Below are 12,858 nucleotides of genomic sequence, written 5' to 3' on the forward strand. Positions count from 1 at the left end.
TCAGCCGTGCAGGCCGAGCACGTCGAACATGTCGAACAGGCCCGTGCGGTGCGCCGCCAGGAAGCGGGCCGCGCGCAGGCTGCCCTGGGCATAACCCGAGCGGCTGGAGGACTTGTGGGAGATCTCGATGCGCTCGCCCGTGCCGGCGAACAGCACCGTATGGTCTCCCACGATGTCGCCACCGCGCACCGCGGCGAAGCCGATGGTGGACGGGTCGCGCTCGCCGGTCAGGCCTTCGCGGCCGTACACGGCGCAGTCCTTGAGGTCGCGGCCCAGCGCCTGGGCGATGACTTCGCCCATCTTGAGCGCCGTGCCGGAAGGGGCGTCCACCTTGTGGCGATGGTGGGCCTCGATGATCTCGATGTCGTAGCCCGTGGACAGCGCCCGGGCTGCCATCTCCAGCAGCTTAAAGGTGACGTTCACGCCCACGCTCATGTTGGGCGCCATGACGATGGCGGTGCGCTGCGCGAAGGCTTCGATCTCGGCCTTCTGGGCGTCGGTGAAGCCGGTGGTGCCGATCACGGCCTTGACGCCGCGTTCCGCGCATGCCGCCAGATGGGCCAGCGTGCCCTCCGGACGGGTGAAATCGATCAGCACGTCACAGCCGGCCAGGCCCTCGTGCAGGTCGGCCGTGATGGCCACGCCGCTGGCATGGCCCAGGAAGGCCGAGGCGTCGGTCCCCAGGGACGGGCTGCCCGGCACGTCCAGCGCGCCCGCGAGGACCAGGTCGGTGCCGCTACCGCGCAGCGCCTCGATCAGCATGCGGCCCATGCGGCCGGATGCACCCGCGATCGCGACACGGATCGGCGCCGGAGTACCGTGGGAAGATGGGGTCGAAGCAGCGGAAACGGTCATTGCGCGCGAGGGAAAGGTTCGAAGGAGGCGGCTTGCGCCGGCCGCTCAGCGGGTGGTGGATTCGAGCGGCGGGTAGCTCGACGGCGGAGGAGGCACCGCGGAGTCGGCCGGCTCCGGCAGCGTGGCGGTGGAGGCCTTGGGGTACTTGGCGAGCTGCTCGGGCGTGGCCTCGAGCTGCGGCACCTTGGGCTTGGCCTTGCGCGACGTGCCGAGCGTGGCGACGAATTCCGCCTCGGTGGGCATCTCGTCGCCCTCGACGCGCTCGAACGCGTCGTTCTTGAAGAACACTGTCAGCTTGCGGGACTGGGCCTCGACGCCGGGGCGCTTGAGGGTGAAGACATATTCCCAGCGGTCGGCATGGAACAGGCTGGTCACCAGGGGCGTGCCGAGGATTTCCTTCACCTGCTGGCGCGACATGCCGGGCTGCAGTGCCTCGACCTGCTCGCGGGAGACGAAATTGCCCTGCACCACCTCGACCTTGTAAGGCGTGATCATGCTCGCGATGCGGTTGCTGGCGCTATCGAAGCTGCCGCAGGCCGAAAGGCCCGTGCCGAGCAACAGGATCAGGCCCATGCGGGCGCTGCGATGGGCGTGGACGGACATGGAAATAGGCATAGACGATATGATCGGACCATTGTAGCGGCTGGTCTTCCAGGCCTTGGCGCGCGCCCCTGGCACACCGAAGGACCCTGTCATGACGAACATCGACGAACTCAAGAGCACCGGGCTCAAGGCCACCCTGCCCCGCCTGAAGATCCTCGAGATCTTCCAGAAGGGCGCCCAGCGCCATATGACGGCCGAGGACGTGTTCCGCGTCCTGCTCGACGAGCGCTCCGACATCGGCCTGGCCACCGTCTACCGCGTGCTCACCCAATTCGAGCAGGCGGGCATCCTGATCCGCAGCAACTTCGAGAGCGGCAAGGCGGTGTACGAGCTGAACGAAGGCCAGCACCACGACCACTTCATCTGCATGGTCTGCGGCAAGGTCGAGGAATTCTTCGACCCCGAGATCGAGAAGCGCCAGCAGCTCGTGGCCAAGGCCAAGGGCTGGGTGGTGCAGGACCACTCCATGGCGCTCTACGGCCAGTGCGCCACCTGCGCGGCGAAGGCCTCGTCCGGCTCCGGCCGCTGACCACACGGCATCGGCCGCCACTGCGCTTCGCCCCGGCCGGGCGGGCGGCCTCCTCAGGATCCGTCCCGCTGCTCCATGGCGCGCCGGTGGCGCTCGACGAATTCCTGGTAGGTATCGATGCCGCGCAGGTTGAGGATGGTGTTGCGCACCGCCGCCTCCACCAGCACCGCTATGTTGCGCCCCGCCACGACCTGGATCACCACCTTGAGCACGGGCACGCCCAGCACGTCCTGGGTGAGGGGTTCGTAGGGCAGGCGTTCGTATTCGCGCTCCAGCGTTTCCTTGCGCACGAGATGCACGATCAGGCGCAGCCGCATCTTCCGGCGCACCGCCGTCTCGCCGAAGATGGCCCGGATGTCCAGCAGGCCGATGCCGCGCACTTCCAGCAGGTTCTGCAGCAGGTCGGGGCACTTGCCCTCGATGGTGGTCTGGTTGATGCGGAAGAAGTCCACCGCGTCGTCCGCGACCAGCCCGTTGCCGCGCGAGATGAGTTCCAGCCCGAGTTCGCTCTTGCCCAGGCCCGACTCGCCCGTGATGAGCACGCCCAGCCCCAGGATGTCCATGAACACGCCGTGCATGGTGATCCGGTCGGCGAAATGCTTGGACAGGTAGGCGCGCAGCACATCGATGACGAAGGCCGACGATTCGTGCGTGGCGAACATCGGGATCTGCGCGCGCTCGCACATGGACAGCAGCGCATCGGGCGCCATCTGGCTGTCGGCCAGCACGAGCACCGGCGGCTCCAGCGTCACGATGCGCGCGATGCGGCGTTTGCAGTCCTCGGGCGTGGCGTTGACGAGGTAGGCGATCTCGCGCTCGCCGAGGATCTGCACCCGGTAGGGGTGGATGTAGTTCAGGTAGCCGACCAGATCCGCACCCGAGCGGGCGGACCGTACGGCGACTTCGTCGAACCGGCGCTCTGAGGCTCCGAGGCCCGCTACCCATTCCCACTTCAATGCGGAGCGGAACGCCTCGAAGAGAACATCGGCGCTGACGACGTTGGGTTTCACGTATTGCGAACCGTTGCAGCGGGGAAGGAACGCATCACGCGGTGGCCTGGGCGGATTGCCAGCCGGCGATGAGCCCGTGGAGTTCGACTGCGTCGGTGGAGGCCTTGATGCGCTCGCGCAGCGGACCGTCGCTCAGCAGCTCCGCGATCTCCGAGAGAATTTCCAGGTGCTTCTGCGTGGCTGCCTCCGGCACGAGCAGGAAGATGAGCAGGCCCACGGGCTGCTCGTCGGGGGCGTCGAAGCCGATGGGATGCGCCAGCTGGAAAACAGCCGCCATGGGCGCCTTCAGTCCCTTGATGCGTCCATGGGGAATCGCGACGCCGTGGCCCAGCCCGGTCGAACCCAGGCGCTCCCGGGCAAAGAGACTGTCGGTGATCAGCGCGCGCGAGAGGCCGTGCTGGCTCTCGAACAACAGCCCCGCCTCCTCGAAAGCACGCTTTTTGCTGGTGGCATCGACGCTCACGAGCACTTGAGCGGCCGGCAATATGGAAGCTAGACGGTTCATGGTGAAGGGTTGCGATTATGCACCCCTTAGCATAAACCCTGAGCCCCCGGAAAGGGGTATGAAAAAGCCGCCTTTCTGGCGGCTTTGCGGGCGATGCCGGGGTGGAAGCCGGTCAATCCCGCTGAGTGGAATCCTTGACGTTCACTTCGGGTTCACGGTCACGCTGGCTGCGCCCGCTTGATGGCGCAGTGGTGGTCCTGCAGGCGGTCCTTGTGGCGCACGACCTGCCGGTCGAGCTTGTCCACCAGCTCGTCCACCGCCGCGTAGAGGTCGGAATGCGAACTCTCCGCGAACAGGTCATTGCCCTTGACATGCACATTGCATTCAGCGCGCTGGCGCTTCTCCTTCTCCTTCTGCTTTTCGACGGTGAGAAGCACCTTCACGTCAACCACCTGGTCGAAGTGCCGGCTGATCCGGTCCAGCTTGCCCGTCACATAGCTGCGCAGAGCGGGGGTGACCTCGAGGTGGTGGCCGCTGATCGTCAGATTCATAAACAAGTCTCCTTGGCACGTTGAAGTAAACGCCGTCGCCTCGGCGACCGAGGCGACGGCCCGACGGATGGGAGCTCATGCATGCGCTGTCGAATCCACTATGCGCGCCACTGCCGGGAAATGCAATCCTGACCGCGGCACGGCCGGGGATACTGCTGTTACAGGTGACCGGGCTGCGGGACGGGCGCACAATGCACAGGCTGTACTGCAGGGCGCGCCCTAGAATCCGGGCAGTCCCGGCGCGCTTCTCGGCACGGGGCCGGATTACCGCTTGCAACCCTTTTCACACCATGACCCTGCCCAGCCCTTCCGCCCTGCACACCTCGTCCCTGGCTTCGCTGCCGCTGCTCGCACGCGGCAAGGTGCGCGACAACTACGCCGTGGGTGACGACCGCATCCTCATGGTGGCGAGCGACCGGATCTCGGCCTTCGACGTCATCATGGGCGAGCCGATCCCGGGCAAGGGCGAGTTGCTGACGAAGATGGCGCTGTTCTGGTTCGACAAGCTCGGCCACCTCTGCCCCAACCACCTGACGGGCGATGCGCCGGAAAGCGTGGTGTCGCCCGAGGAAGCCGCACAGGTGCGCGGCCGCTCCATGCTCGTGCAGCGGCTGCGCCCGATCCCCGTGGAGGCCGTGGTGCGCGGCTATCTCGCGGGCAGCGGCTGGAAGGAGTACCAGGCCACGCGCTCGGTCTGCGGCGTGCAGCTGCCCGAAGGGCTGACGAATGCGTCGCGCCTGCCGCAGCCCATCTACACGCCGGCCGCCAAGGCCGCCGTGGGCGAGCACGACGAGAACATCACGTTCGAGCGCACCGTGGAAATGGTGGGCATCGACCTGGCCACGAAGATCCGCGACACGAGCATCGCGCTGTACGAGGCCGCGGCCGCCATCGCGCTGGAAAAGGGCATGATCATTGCCGACACCAAGTTCGAGTTCGGCCTGGCTCCCGACGGCACCCTGGTGCTGATGGACGAGGTGCTCACCCCCGACAGCTCGCGCTACTGGCCCGTGGAAGGCTACGAGGCGGCCCTGGCCGCCGGAGAGAATCCGCCCAGCTACGACAAGCAGTTCGTGCGCGACTGGCTGGAGCAGGCCCAGGTGAACGGCGCCCCATGGAACAAGTCCGCACCGGCACCGCGCCTGCCCCGCGAAGTCATTGAGAAGACGGCAGCGAAGTACCGCGAAGCCCTGGAGCGCCTCACCGGCGGCCAGTGACCGGTAACCGGGCCGGGGCCCTGCTCCGTCACTTCAGGCGCAGCTCGGGGGCCTCGAAGCGCAGCAGGATCTTTTCCCTGCCCGGCCCATCGGCCCGGGCCAGTACAAGCTGGCGACCCTCGATGCGGTAATGCTCCGCGGCGCGCAGCGCCTCGAGGAACAGCCCTTCGGCCAGCCCGGTATCGAAGCACAGCCGCAACCCCGCGTCGATGGAACCGATGCGCAGGTCGCCCCCGGACATTTCGTAGGTGGCGATGAAGGGATTGCAGCCACCGGATCCCGTGATCCGCCCTTCCTGGGGCTGCACGGCCAGGTGCGCCTGCGGCCGCCCGGCCGGGGCGGGCGGGACCACCATTCCATCCACTTCCGTGAGCTTCCAGTAGGTTTGCGCGAGCGGTACCGCGGCCTGTTCAGTGGCTGCATTGCGCGGCAGCGGCTGCAGCAGCACATCCACATGGCGGTACGCGGGGTCGCGCTGCAGCGGATTCACCCCTTCGCTCGCCATCCAGGCGATGCCGTTCACCGACACCATGGCGCGGACGACGTACCGCCGGTCGGGCACCACCTGCGCAGAGCGGTAAGGGATGCGCAGCGCCACCGGAAGCCGCTCGAACTCTTCCAGGGTCTGGCGTCCGACGATGACAGGCGGCGCATCCGCATCGGTCACGTCCAGGACGACCACCTCGAACGCTCCACCCGACGGGATGAAGAAGCGCTGCCGGGAATAGGCCACGCCCGTCACCACGGCATCGGGTGGCGGGGGCAGGATGCCGCAGCCCGTGGCGCACGTCGCCAGCACGGCCACCGCGAGCCAGCGCACGCGGCGGGAATGCCACCACATTCCGTCGCGGCTGCCCTGTAATGCGCGCGCGGTGCGCGCCATGCCTGTCACATCAACTCAGCACCACGCTGGAGAGGCGGCGCCGGTAGGTGGCCACGACCGGATCTTCCGGGGGGATCTGCCCTTCGGCGACCTTCACGCGGGGGGGCTCGATGATCTCGAGGACGGCAACGTAGGTCTTGCGCGCGGCTTCGTCGTTCCAGGCCTTGTCGCGCATGAGGATTTCGAGCAGCTCGTCCATGGCGTCCGTCCAGCGCTGCCGGGCGATGAGCCGGCGGGCACGCTCGAAGCGCGCATCGAAGTCCCGCTTGTTGGCGCCGATCTTCTGCGCGAAGGCGGCCTCCGCGGCGGCATCGTCCCGGGCGTCCTCGGTGGCGTCGATCGCGTCCATCCACACCTTCAGCGCGCCGAGCCGGCGCGAGCCGGCGGCCTTGGCGATGACGGGCGCGAAGGCGACCTTGGCATCGTCCACGCGTCCGAGCTGCAGCAGCAGCTTCACGTAGTCGAAGCGCGCGTCGTCGTTTGCCGGATCGGTGGCGACGGCATGCTGGAGCTTCTCGAGGGCGGTGTCGGTATCGCCATCCTCCAGCGCCTCCTGGGCAGCCTCCTCCTCGGCCTCGGCCAGCAACTCATCGGCGCTGGGCACGTGCTTGTCGAGGAAGGCGCGGACCTGCCCCTCGGGCTGCGCGCCCATGAAGCCGTCCACGGGCTGGCCGTTCACCATCAGCACGCAGGTGGGAATGCTGCGGATGCCGAACATGCCGGCGATCTGCTGCTCCTGGTCGGAATCGATCTTCACGAGCTTGAAGCGGCCCGCGTACTCGGTTTCCAGCTTCTCGAGGATGGGGCCGAGCGACTTGCAGGGGCCGCACCAGGGGGCCCAGAAGTCCACCAGGACGGGCACTTCCATCGAGGCGGCGATGACCTCGGCTTCGAAATTCTCTACGGTGACGTCGATCATTGTGTGCAGCAGGCGGGGCGCGCCAAAAGTAAAATCCCGGGTTCCACTCAGGCGGGTGCGCGCGGCGCGCAGCCCCATTCCACATGAAACCCATCCAGATCGGCGTGGTCATGGGCTCCAGCAGCGACTGGGAGACCATGCAGCACGCAGTGCAGATTCTCCAGCAATTCGACATCGCCCACGAAGCACGCGTGGTCTCGGCGCACCGGATGCCCGACGACATGTTCGCCTATGCCGAGTCGGCGGCGCAGCGTGGCCTGAAGGCGATCATCGCCGGAGCGGGGGGCGCGGCCCACCTGCCGGGCATGCTGGCGGCCAAGACCACCGTGCCCGTGCTGGGCGTGCCGGTGGCCAGCCGGCACCTGCAGGGCGTCGATTCGCTGCACAGCATCGTGCAGATGCCCAAGGGCATCCCCGTGGCCACCTTCGCGATCGGCACTGCCGGCGCAGCCAATGCGGCCCTGTTCGCCGTCGCCCTGCTGGCGAACGAGAACCCGGCACTTCGCGAACGGCTGGAGGCATTCCGCCGGGAGCAGACCGCGGCGGCCCGCGCGATGGCGCTTCCGGTCGAAGCGGCATGACGATGCCCGGCTCCACGCAGCACCCCATCCTTCCCGGCGCCACCCTCGGTGTGCTGGGCGGCGGCCAGCTGGGCCGCATGTTCGCGCATGCCGCCCAGGCCATGGGCTACTTCACGGCGGTCCTGGACCCCGACGCCGAAAGCCCTGCCGGCCGCATCAGCCACCACCACATCCGGACGGCCTATGAAGATCCGGACGGACTGGCACGCCTGGCAGCCCTGTCGGACGCCGTCACCACGGAGTTCGAGAACGTGCCCGCGCAGGCGCTGCGCATGCTCGGCGCCGAGCGCCCCGTGGCGCCCGCGGCCGACGCCGTGGCGATCGCCCAGGACCGCGCGCGGGAGAAGGCGCATTTCGCGCAGTGCGGCGTGCCGTGCGCGCCCTACGCCGTGATCGAGACGCCGGGGCAGCTGGAGGGCGTGCCGGCCGCGCTGCTGCCGGGCATCCTCAAGACCGCCCGCCTCGGGTATGACGGCAAGGGACAGGCCCGGGTGGCCACCCGCGAGGAACTCGCATCCGCGTGGGAGGCGATGGGCCGCGTGCCCTGCGTGCTGGAAAAACGCCTGCCGCTGGCTTTCGAGTGCTCGGTGATCGTGGCGCGCGGCCATGACGGCGCGTGCGTCCACCTGCCGGTGCAGCGCAACCTGCACCGCGACGGCATCCTGGCGGTGACCGAAGTGCATGCGGACAACGTGCCGGAGCCGGTCGCACGGCAGGCGGTCGCCGCGGCCCGGTCCGTCGCGGAGGGGCTGGGCTACACGGGCGTGCTGTGCGTGGAATTCTTCGTCCTCGAAGACGGCTCCCTGGTGGTCAACGAGATCGCCCCCCGGCCCCACAACAGCGGCCACTACAGCCAGAACGCCTGCGATGTATCGCAGTTCGAACTGCAGGTGCGTGCCATGGCCCGGCTGCCACTGGTGCAGCCGCGCCAGCACAGCGCCGCCGTGATGCTGAACCTGCTGGGCGATCTCTGGTTCGCCCGCGGAGCAGCGGCCAGCACGCCCGACTGGGCCGCCGTGCTGGCCCTGCCAGGCACCCACCTGCACCTGTACGGCAAGGCCGAGGCCAAGCCGGGCCGCAAGATGGGCCACCTGAACGTCACCGCGCCCACCGCGGAGGCCGCGCGCGCCACGGCGCTGCAGGCGGCCGCGCTGCTGGGCATCGCTGCCTTCTGAGGCCCGCCGACATGATCCTCGACGGCCGGCTCCCCTCCTCCATCGATGCGGCAGCCCGGGCGCTGCGGGCCGGCCAACTGCTGGGCCTGCCCACGGAAACCGTGTACGGGCTTGCGGCGGATGCCGCCAGCGACGCCGCCGTGGCGCAGATTTTCGAGGCCAAGGGCCGCCCGAGCGACCACCCGCTGATCGTGCACGTGGCGGGGCCCGAAGGCATACCGCACTTCGCCGCGTCCGTTCCCCCCTTCGCCGAGGTCCTGGTACGGACCTTCTGGCCCGGGCCCCTGACATTGATCCTCCCGCGCCTGCCGGACAGGGCTGCCGCGGCGGCCGGCGGCCAGGACAGCGTGGGCCTGCGCTGCCCGGCGCACCCGGTGGCGCAGGCCGTGCTCAAGGCCTGCGCATCGGATGATCCGGCGCTGGGCGGCCAGCCGGTGCATGGCGTGGCGGCGCCCAGCGCCAACCGCTTCGGCCGGGTGAGCCCCACCACCGCGCAGCATGTGCAGGACGAGTTCGGGGAGGACCTGCTGGTCCTCGACGGAGGGCCGTGCGCGGTGGGCATCGAATCGACCATCATCGACTGCACGCGCGGCGTGCCGGTGCTGCTGCGCCCGGGGGCCATCACCCGCGCCGAGATCGCCGCGGCCTGCGGACTGTCCCCCCTGTCGAAGGAGGAACTGCCGTCACATACGCCTCGGGCATCCGGCACGCTGGAAGCGCACTACGCGCCCAGTGCCAAGGTACGGCTCATGGACGCCAAGGCACTGCGCGCCGGGCTGGAACTGCTGGGCGCCGACGCGCGCCATCTGGCGGTGTACGCGCGCGCCCCTCTTCGTTCGCCCTCGTCCGGCGTGGTGCTGCGCCGCATGCCGGAAGACGCCGCGGCCGCGGCCCAGGAACTTTTCGCGGCCCTGCGGGACTTCGATGACGTCGGTGTGAAACTCATCTGGGTGGAAACACCGCCGGACACACCGGACTGGGAAGGCGTGAGGGACCGCCTGCAACGGGCAGCCGCCGCCTGAACCGCATTCACCGCGACGCCTCGGCGACACGCCCGGTTGCAAAGCCTTACAGCGCCAGTCGTTACACTCTTGCTCAATTTTTCTGGAGAACAACATATGGCAGCAAATTGGATGCGCCGCTCCTTCCTGATCGCCGCCTGTGCATCGGCGGCGCTCGTGGCAGCCTGCGGTTCCAGCACCACGGAGTCGGCGCTTTCGCCCGATCGCATCATCACCTTCGGCGATGCCTTCACCGACGTTGGCCAGAACGGTGCCCTCTATACCGTGAATGACAGCTCCACCAACAACTGGACGCTGCAGATCGCCAACAATTACGGGGGCACGCTCAGGCCCTCCTCGGCGGGCGGCACGGCCTACGCCCAGGGCAATGCCCGGGTGACGGCATCCACCGATGCCGCGGGTGGCTCGGCGCCTTCCATCACCCAGCAGATCACCACGTTCCTGGCATCCAATAAGCTGGGCGACAGCAACCTCGTGCTCATGAACGGCGGCATCAGCGACCTCATCGCCGGCATGTCGGCCGTGACTGCCGGCACGATGACGAACGACCAGTTCCTCTCGGCAGCGGCTACCGCCGGCAGCGATCTCGCCGCCCAGGTGCGCCGCCTGTCGAACGCGGGCGCCAAGCACGTCGTGGTGATCGGTACCTACGACCTCGGCAAGAGCCCCTGGGCCGTGGCGCTGGGCCAGCAGAGCCTGCTGAGCACCGCGAGCACGCGGTTCAACCAGTCCCTGCTCGTGAACATCGAGGACCTGGGCAAGACCGTGCTCTACGTGGACCTGGAGTACTACGGCAACCTGTTCACGGGCTCCCCGAGCGGATACAACTTCACCAACACGGACACCCCCGTGTGCACGTCGGTCGCCTCGGGCAACGACATCGGCATCGGCACGGGCCAGGTGAGCTCCCTGCGCTGCAGTGGGTCCACCCTGGTGAGCGGCGCGGACCAGAACCGCTACGTGTTCGCCGACAGCATCTACATGACGCCTTCCGCCCACCGCCAGTTCGGCACCTACGCCTACGACCGCCTGCGCGCCCGCTGGTGATCGGGGCGCCAAAGAAAAAGCCGACCCGAGGGTCGGCTTTTTCATGCGCCATCGCTTCGCGGTTCAGAACCGGTAGCCGATGCCCACGGCGAAGACGTTGGGGTTCAGGCGGATGTCGATGGTCTGCCCACTGGACAGATGCGTCTTGGTCTTCAGGAAGCTCTTGTAGTAGGACGCATCGACGAACCACTTCTCGTCGATGTTCCAGACGAAGCCGATCTGCGGCGTGATGCCCCACTTGTCATCGATGGAAGCCGTGGTGGGATTGGCAAGCGTGCCGCCCGTCAGGCCGTTCAGCGTGGCGGTGGTCCGCTCCTTGAAGAACTTGGCATAGGTCACGCCCAGCCCCACGTAGGGCCGGAAAGCGGACTTGGCTTCGCCGAAGCGGTACTGCGCGAACACGGTGGCGGGAAGCACCTTGGTCTCGCCGACCTTGCCTACGCCGCCAATCGCCCCGGCGCCCTGGAATTCATGCTTGAACGGCATGCCGAACGGCACGTCCACCGCCCAGTTGTCGGTCACCATGTAATTGATGCCGCCCGTGAATGCGGTATCCGAGCCCACGTCCACCTGGGTGTTGGGGAAGGCCGGAGCGGACAGGTTGCCGCTCTTGACCTGGGGCGAGATGTGCGTGGCACCCAGGCGCACGCTCCAGGTGCCTGCGACCTGCGCCGAGGCACCGGAGCAGGCGAGCAGCGCCAGTGCGCCGGCGGCCAGCGCGGCGGAGGAAGGAAGGGATGAGAGAAATCGAGCCATGGCGAATACTCCTGTCCGCTTCAGAGCCAGCCCGCCTGGGCGAGCGAACGTGCCACCAGCTGACCGATCAGCTGATGACCGTAGGGGGTGGGATGGAAGCTGTCGGCGAAGCCGTAGCTCTTCCACCAGTCGGCACCGCCGGTGGCGCCCGCAGGCGGGGTGGTGGCCGAGAGGGCGGCCGCGGTGCAGGTGGGGAAGTTGTAGGTAGGCAGGCCGTCGCTGTCCGTGCCCGCGACGGGGCAGGCCGGGGTGGTGACATTGGTCAGCTGGTACTGGGCGGGGTTGACGGCCTGGTCCTTGAAGTTGCTGTAGAAGTCCACCACCGCCACGCGGCTGTCCCCGCTCAGCGAGGCGCCGAGCTTGGCGTTGAAGGCCTGCACCCAGCCGTCGAACACGGCCGCAGCCTGGGTGGCCGCGGCGGAGCCATTGGCGGCGGAGATGCCGGCCAGCACGAAGCGGAAGCGCGGCGTGAGCGTCACGCCCGGCGCGTTGAGCACGGCGACCCGCTTGGCGCCCTTGTCCAGGACGTTGGCGCGGACGGTGGCAGCGAACTGCGTGGCCACCGCCTGCATGTACAGGCCGCCCACCTGGGCGAGCCCGGTGGCGCCGCCAGCGAAGGCACTGGAAACGGTGGCCGCATCGAGCTGCGTGAGCAGCAGCGTGCGGTAGGCGGCGCCACCGTCGCGGGACACGCGCAGGTAGGCGCCAATGATGTCCGCGGCATCATTGCCGCCGCCGTCGATCAGGACGAGATCGCCGTCTGAGAACCCGGCCGAGCCGGCATCCTTGATCTGCTGCAGGATCGAAGTGGGCGCATTCGGGCCCGTGGGGTTGTTGATGCGGCTGCCGGCCACCGCATAGTTGGTGCAGCTGGAACTGGCGTTGAAGGAGGTGCCGTTGAAGAGGTAGTGGGCGCACAGCGTCTGTCCGTAGTTGGACGCGACGCGTTCGGGCCAGATCTGCGTGGAACCCGCGCCCGTGGCTGCCGTGCCCTGCACGGTGAACTTGAAGCCGAAGGTGCCGCTGTCGGCCAGGCTGTCGCCCATGACCTTCACGGACGTCACCCGCGCGGCCGGCGTGGTGTCGGAACCGCCGCCGCCGCAGGCCGCGAGCATGCAGGCGGCGGCCACCACGGACCAGGACGCTCTGTTGTAGATGGTTTTAGAGATCACGTTTGCTCCGTATGGAATGAAAAAAGCACGATCGTGCGCTTTACCGGAACCCATCGTAATCCCGCAGACATTCCACGCAGGGCAGGGGAATCA

General features: G+C 68.1%; 15 protein-coding genes. 6 read left to right on the forward strand and 9 right to left on the reverse strand.

Annotation, left to right across the window (positions count from 1 at the left end):
• Together dapB and ACGHC0_RS23410 are read right to left on the reverse strand one after the other, a co-directional pair.
• On the reverse strand, positions 1-855 hold the full coding sequence (dapB, locus tag ACGHC0_RS23405) for a 4-hydroxy-tetrahydrodipicolinate reductase (protein ID WP_415266909.1): 855 nt from the start codon (positions 853-855) through the stop codon (positions 1-3).
• 45 nt (positions 856-900) lie between these two features.
• Complete coding sequence (locus ACGHC0_RS23410) at positions 901-1,458, reverse strand: outer membrane protein assembly factor BamE (RefSeq protein WP_368353197.1); 558 nt, start codon at positions 1,456-1,458, stop codon at positions 901-903.
• Positions 1,459-1,549: 91 nt separating this feature from the next.
• On the opposite strand from ACGHC0_RS23410, the gene fur reads away from it, so the two are divergent.
• Positions 1,550-1,987 carry a ferric iron uptake transcriptional regulator gene (gene fur, locus ACGHC0_RS23415; RefSeq protein ID WP_013596823.1) on the forward strand — a complete coding sequence of 146 codons (438 nt, stop codon included), beginning with the start codon at positions 1,550-1,552 and terminating at the stop codon, positions 1,985-1,987.
• 53 nt (positions 1,988-2,040) lie between these two features.
• On the opposite strand, the gene hprK is transcribed toward fur, so the two are convergent.
• From hprK to hpf, 3 genes are all read right to left on the reverse strand, one after another.
• Positions 2,041-2,997, reverse strand: a complete 957-nt coding sequence (gene hprK, locus ACGHC0_RS23420) for an HPr(Ser) kinase/phosphatase (RefSeq protein ID WP_013596824.1) — start codon at positions 2,995-2,997, stop codon at positions 2,041-2,043.
• 34 nt (positions 2,998-3,031) lie between these two features.
• A complete protein-coding gene (locus tag ACGHC0_RS23425) occupies positions 3,032-3,502 on the reverse strand; it encodes a PTS sugar transporter subunit IIA (protein WP_368353198.1) in 471 nt (156 codons plus the stop codon).
• A 158-nt stretch (positions 3,503-3,660) separates the two neighbouring features.
• Complete coding sequence (gene hpf, locus ACGHC0_RS23430; RefSeq protein WP_013596826.1) at positions 3,661-3,993, reverse strand: ribosome hibernation-promoting factor, HPF/YfiA family; 333 nt, start codon at positions 3,991-3,993, stop codon at positions 3,661-3,663.
• 290 nt (positions 3,994-4,283) lie between these two features.
• Between hpf and ACGHC0_RS23435 the strand changes: the two genes are divergently transcribed.
• On the forward strand, positions 4,284-5,210 hold the full coding sequence (locus ACGHC0_RS23435; protein ID WP_208941890.1) for a phosphoribosylaminoimidazolesuccinocarboxamide synthase: 927 nt from the start codon (positions 4,284-4,286) through the stop codon (positions 5,208-5,210).
• A gap of 28 nt (positions 5,211-5,238) precedes the next feature.
• On the opposite strand, the gene ACGHC0_RS23440 is transcribed toward ACGHC0_RS23435, so the two are convergent.
• Both ACGHC0_RS23440 and trxA read right to left on the reverse strand, forming a co-directional pair.
• Positions 5,239-6,051, reverse strand: a complete 813-nt coding sequence (locus tag ACGHC0_RS23440; protein ID WP_368353199.1) for an META domain-containing protein — start codon at positions 6,049-6,051, stop codon at positions 5,239-5,241.
• A gap of 52 nt (positions 6,052-6,103) precedes the next feature.
• Positions 6,104-7,012 carry a thioredoxin gene (trxA, locus tag ACGHC0_RS23445; protein ID WP_368353200.1) on the reverse strand — a complete coding sequence of 303 codons (909 nt, stop codon included), beginning with the start codon at positions 7,010-7,012 and terminating at the stop codon, positions 6,104-6,106.
• A gap of 83 nt (positions 7,013-7,095) precedes the next feature.
• Here trxA and purE point away from each other — a divergent pair, with 83 nt between their 5' ends.
• The 4 genes from purE (at position 7,096) to ACGHC0_RS23465 (ending at position 10,837) form a co-directional block, all read left to right on the forward strand.
• Positions 7,096-7,593: a 5-(carboxyamino)imidazole ribonucleotide mutase gene (gene purE / locus ACGHC0_RS23450; RefSeq protein WP_368353201.1), complete on the forward strand. Its 498-nt coding sequence runs from the start codon at positions 7,096-7,098 to the stop codon at positions 7,591-7,593.
• On the forward strand, positions 7,590-8,768 hold the full coding sequence (locus tag ACGHC0_RS23455) for a 5-(carboxyamino)imidazole ribonucleotide synthase (RefSeq protein WP_415266910.1): 1,179 nt from the start codon (positions 7,590-7,592) through the stop codon (positions 8,766-8,768). The genes purE and ACGHC0_RS23455 overlap by 4 nt, the downstream gene beginning before the upstream one ends.
• 11 nt (positions 8,769-8,779) lie before the next feature.
• On the forward strand, positions 8,780-9,790 hold the full coding sequence (locus ACGHC0_RS23460) for an L-threonylcarbamoyladenylate synthase (protein ID WP_415266911.1): 1,011 nt from the start codon (positions 8,780-8,782) through the stop codon (positions 9,788-9,790).
• Between the two features lie 96 nt (positions 9,791-9,886).
• A complete protein-coding gene (locus tag ACGHC0_RS23465) occupies positions 9,887-10,837 on the forward strand; it encodes an SGNH/GDSL hydrolase family protein (RefSeq protein WP_415266912.1) in 951 nt (316 codons plus the stop codon).
• A gap of 63 nt (positions 10,838-10,900) precedes the next feature.
• Here the strand turns inward: ACGHC0_RS23465 and ACGHC0_RS23470 are convergent, their stop codons facing one another.
• A complete protein-coding gene (locus ACGHC0_RS23470; protein ID WP_415266913.1) occupies positions 10,901-11,593 on the reverse strand; it encodes an OmpW/AlkL family protein in 693 nt (230 codons plus the stop codon).
• 20 nt (positions 11,594-11,613) lie between these two features.
• Complete coding sequence (locus ACGHC0_RS23475) at positions 11,614-12,708, reverse strand: SGNH/GDSL hydrolase family protein (RefSeq protein WP_405045374.1); 1,095 nt, start codon at positions 12,706-12,708, stop codon at positions 11,614-11,616.
• Positions 12,709-12,858: the final 150 nt, after the last annotated feature.

Source organism: Acidovorax sacchari (assembly GCF_042847045.1).
Lineage (GTDB): Bacteria > Pseudomonadota > Gammaproteobacteria > Burkholderiales > Burkholderiaceae_C > Paracidovorax > Paracidovorax sacchari.

What these genes read in the sequence shown, in the direction of transcription:
- ACGHC0_RS23425 (WP_368353198.1), bottom strand. Translation starts at nt 3,502, where the DNA reads ATGAACCGTCTAGCTTCCATATTGCCGGCCGCTCAAGTGCTCGTGAGC.
- dapB (WP_415266909.1), bottom strand. Translation starts at nt 855, where the DNA reads ATGACCGTTTCCGCTGCTTCGACCCCATCTTCCCACGGTACTCCGGCG.
- fur (WP_013596823.1), top strand. Translation starts at nt 1,550, where the DNA reads ATGACGAACATCGACGAACTCAAGAGCACCGGGCTCAAGGCCACCCTG.
- ACGHC0_RS23460 (WP_415266911.1), top strand. Translation starts at nt 8,780, where the DNA reads ATGATCCTCGACGGCCGGCTCCCCTCCTCCATCGATGCGGCAGCCCGG.
- ACGHC0_RS23435 (WP_208941890.1), top strand. Translation starts at nt 4,284, where the DNA reads ATGACCCTGCCCAGCCCTTCCGCCCTGCACACCTCGTCCCTGGCTTCG.
- purE (WP_368353201.1), top strand. Translation starts at nt 7,096, where the DNA reads ATGAAACCCATCCAGATCGGCGTGGTCATGGGCTCCAGCAGCGACTGG.
- ACGHC0_RS23440 (WP_368353199.1), bottom strand. Translation starts at nt 6,051, where the DNA reads ATGTGGTGGCATTCCCGCCGCGTGCGCTGGCTCGCGGTGGCCGTGCTG.
- ACGHC0_RS23470 (WP_415266913.1), bottom strand. Translation starts at nt 11,593, where the DNA reads ATGGCTCGATTTCTCTCATCCCTTCCTTCCTCCGCCGCGCTGGCCGCC.
- ACGHC0_RS23475 (WP_405045374.1), bottom strand. Translation starts at nt 12,708, where the DNA reads ATGCTCGCGGCCTGCGGCGGCGGCGGTTCCGACACCACGCCGGCCGCG.
- hpf (WP_013596826.1), bottom strand. Translation starts at nt 3,993, where the DNA reads ATGAATCTGACGATCAGCGGCCACCACCTCGAGGTCACCCCCGCTCTG.
- ACGHC0_RS23455 (WP_415266910.1), top strand. Translation starts at nt 7,590, where the DNA reads ATGACGATGCCCGGCTCCACGCAGCACCCCATCCTTCCCGGCGCCACC.
- ACGHC0_RS23410 (WP_368353197.1), bottom strand. Translation starts at nt 1,458, where the DNA reads ATGTCCGTCCACGCCCATCGCAGCGCCCGCATGGGCCTGATCCTGTTG.
- ACGHC0_RS23465 (WP_415266912.1), top strand. Translation starts at nt 9,887, where the DNA reads ATGGCAGCAAATTGGATGCGCCGCTCCTTCCTGATCGCCGCCTGTGCA.
- trxA (WP_368353200.1), bottom strand. Translation starts at nt 7,012, where the DNA reads ATGATCGACGTCACCGTAGAGAATTTCGAAGCCGAGGTCATCGCCGCC.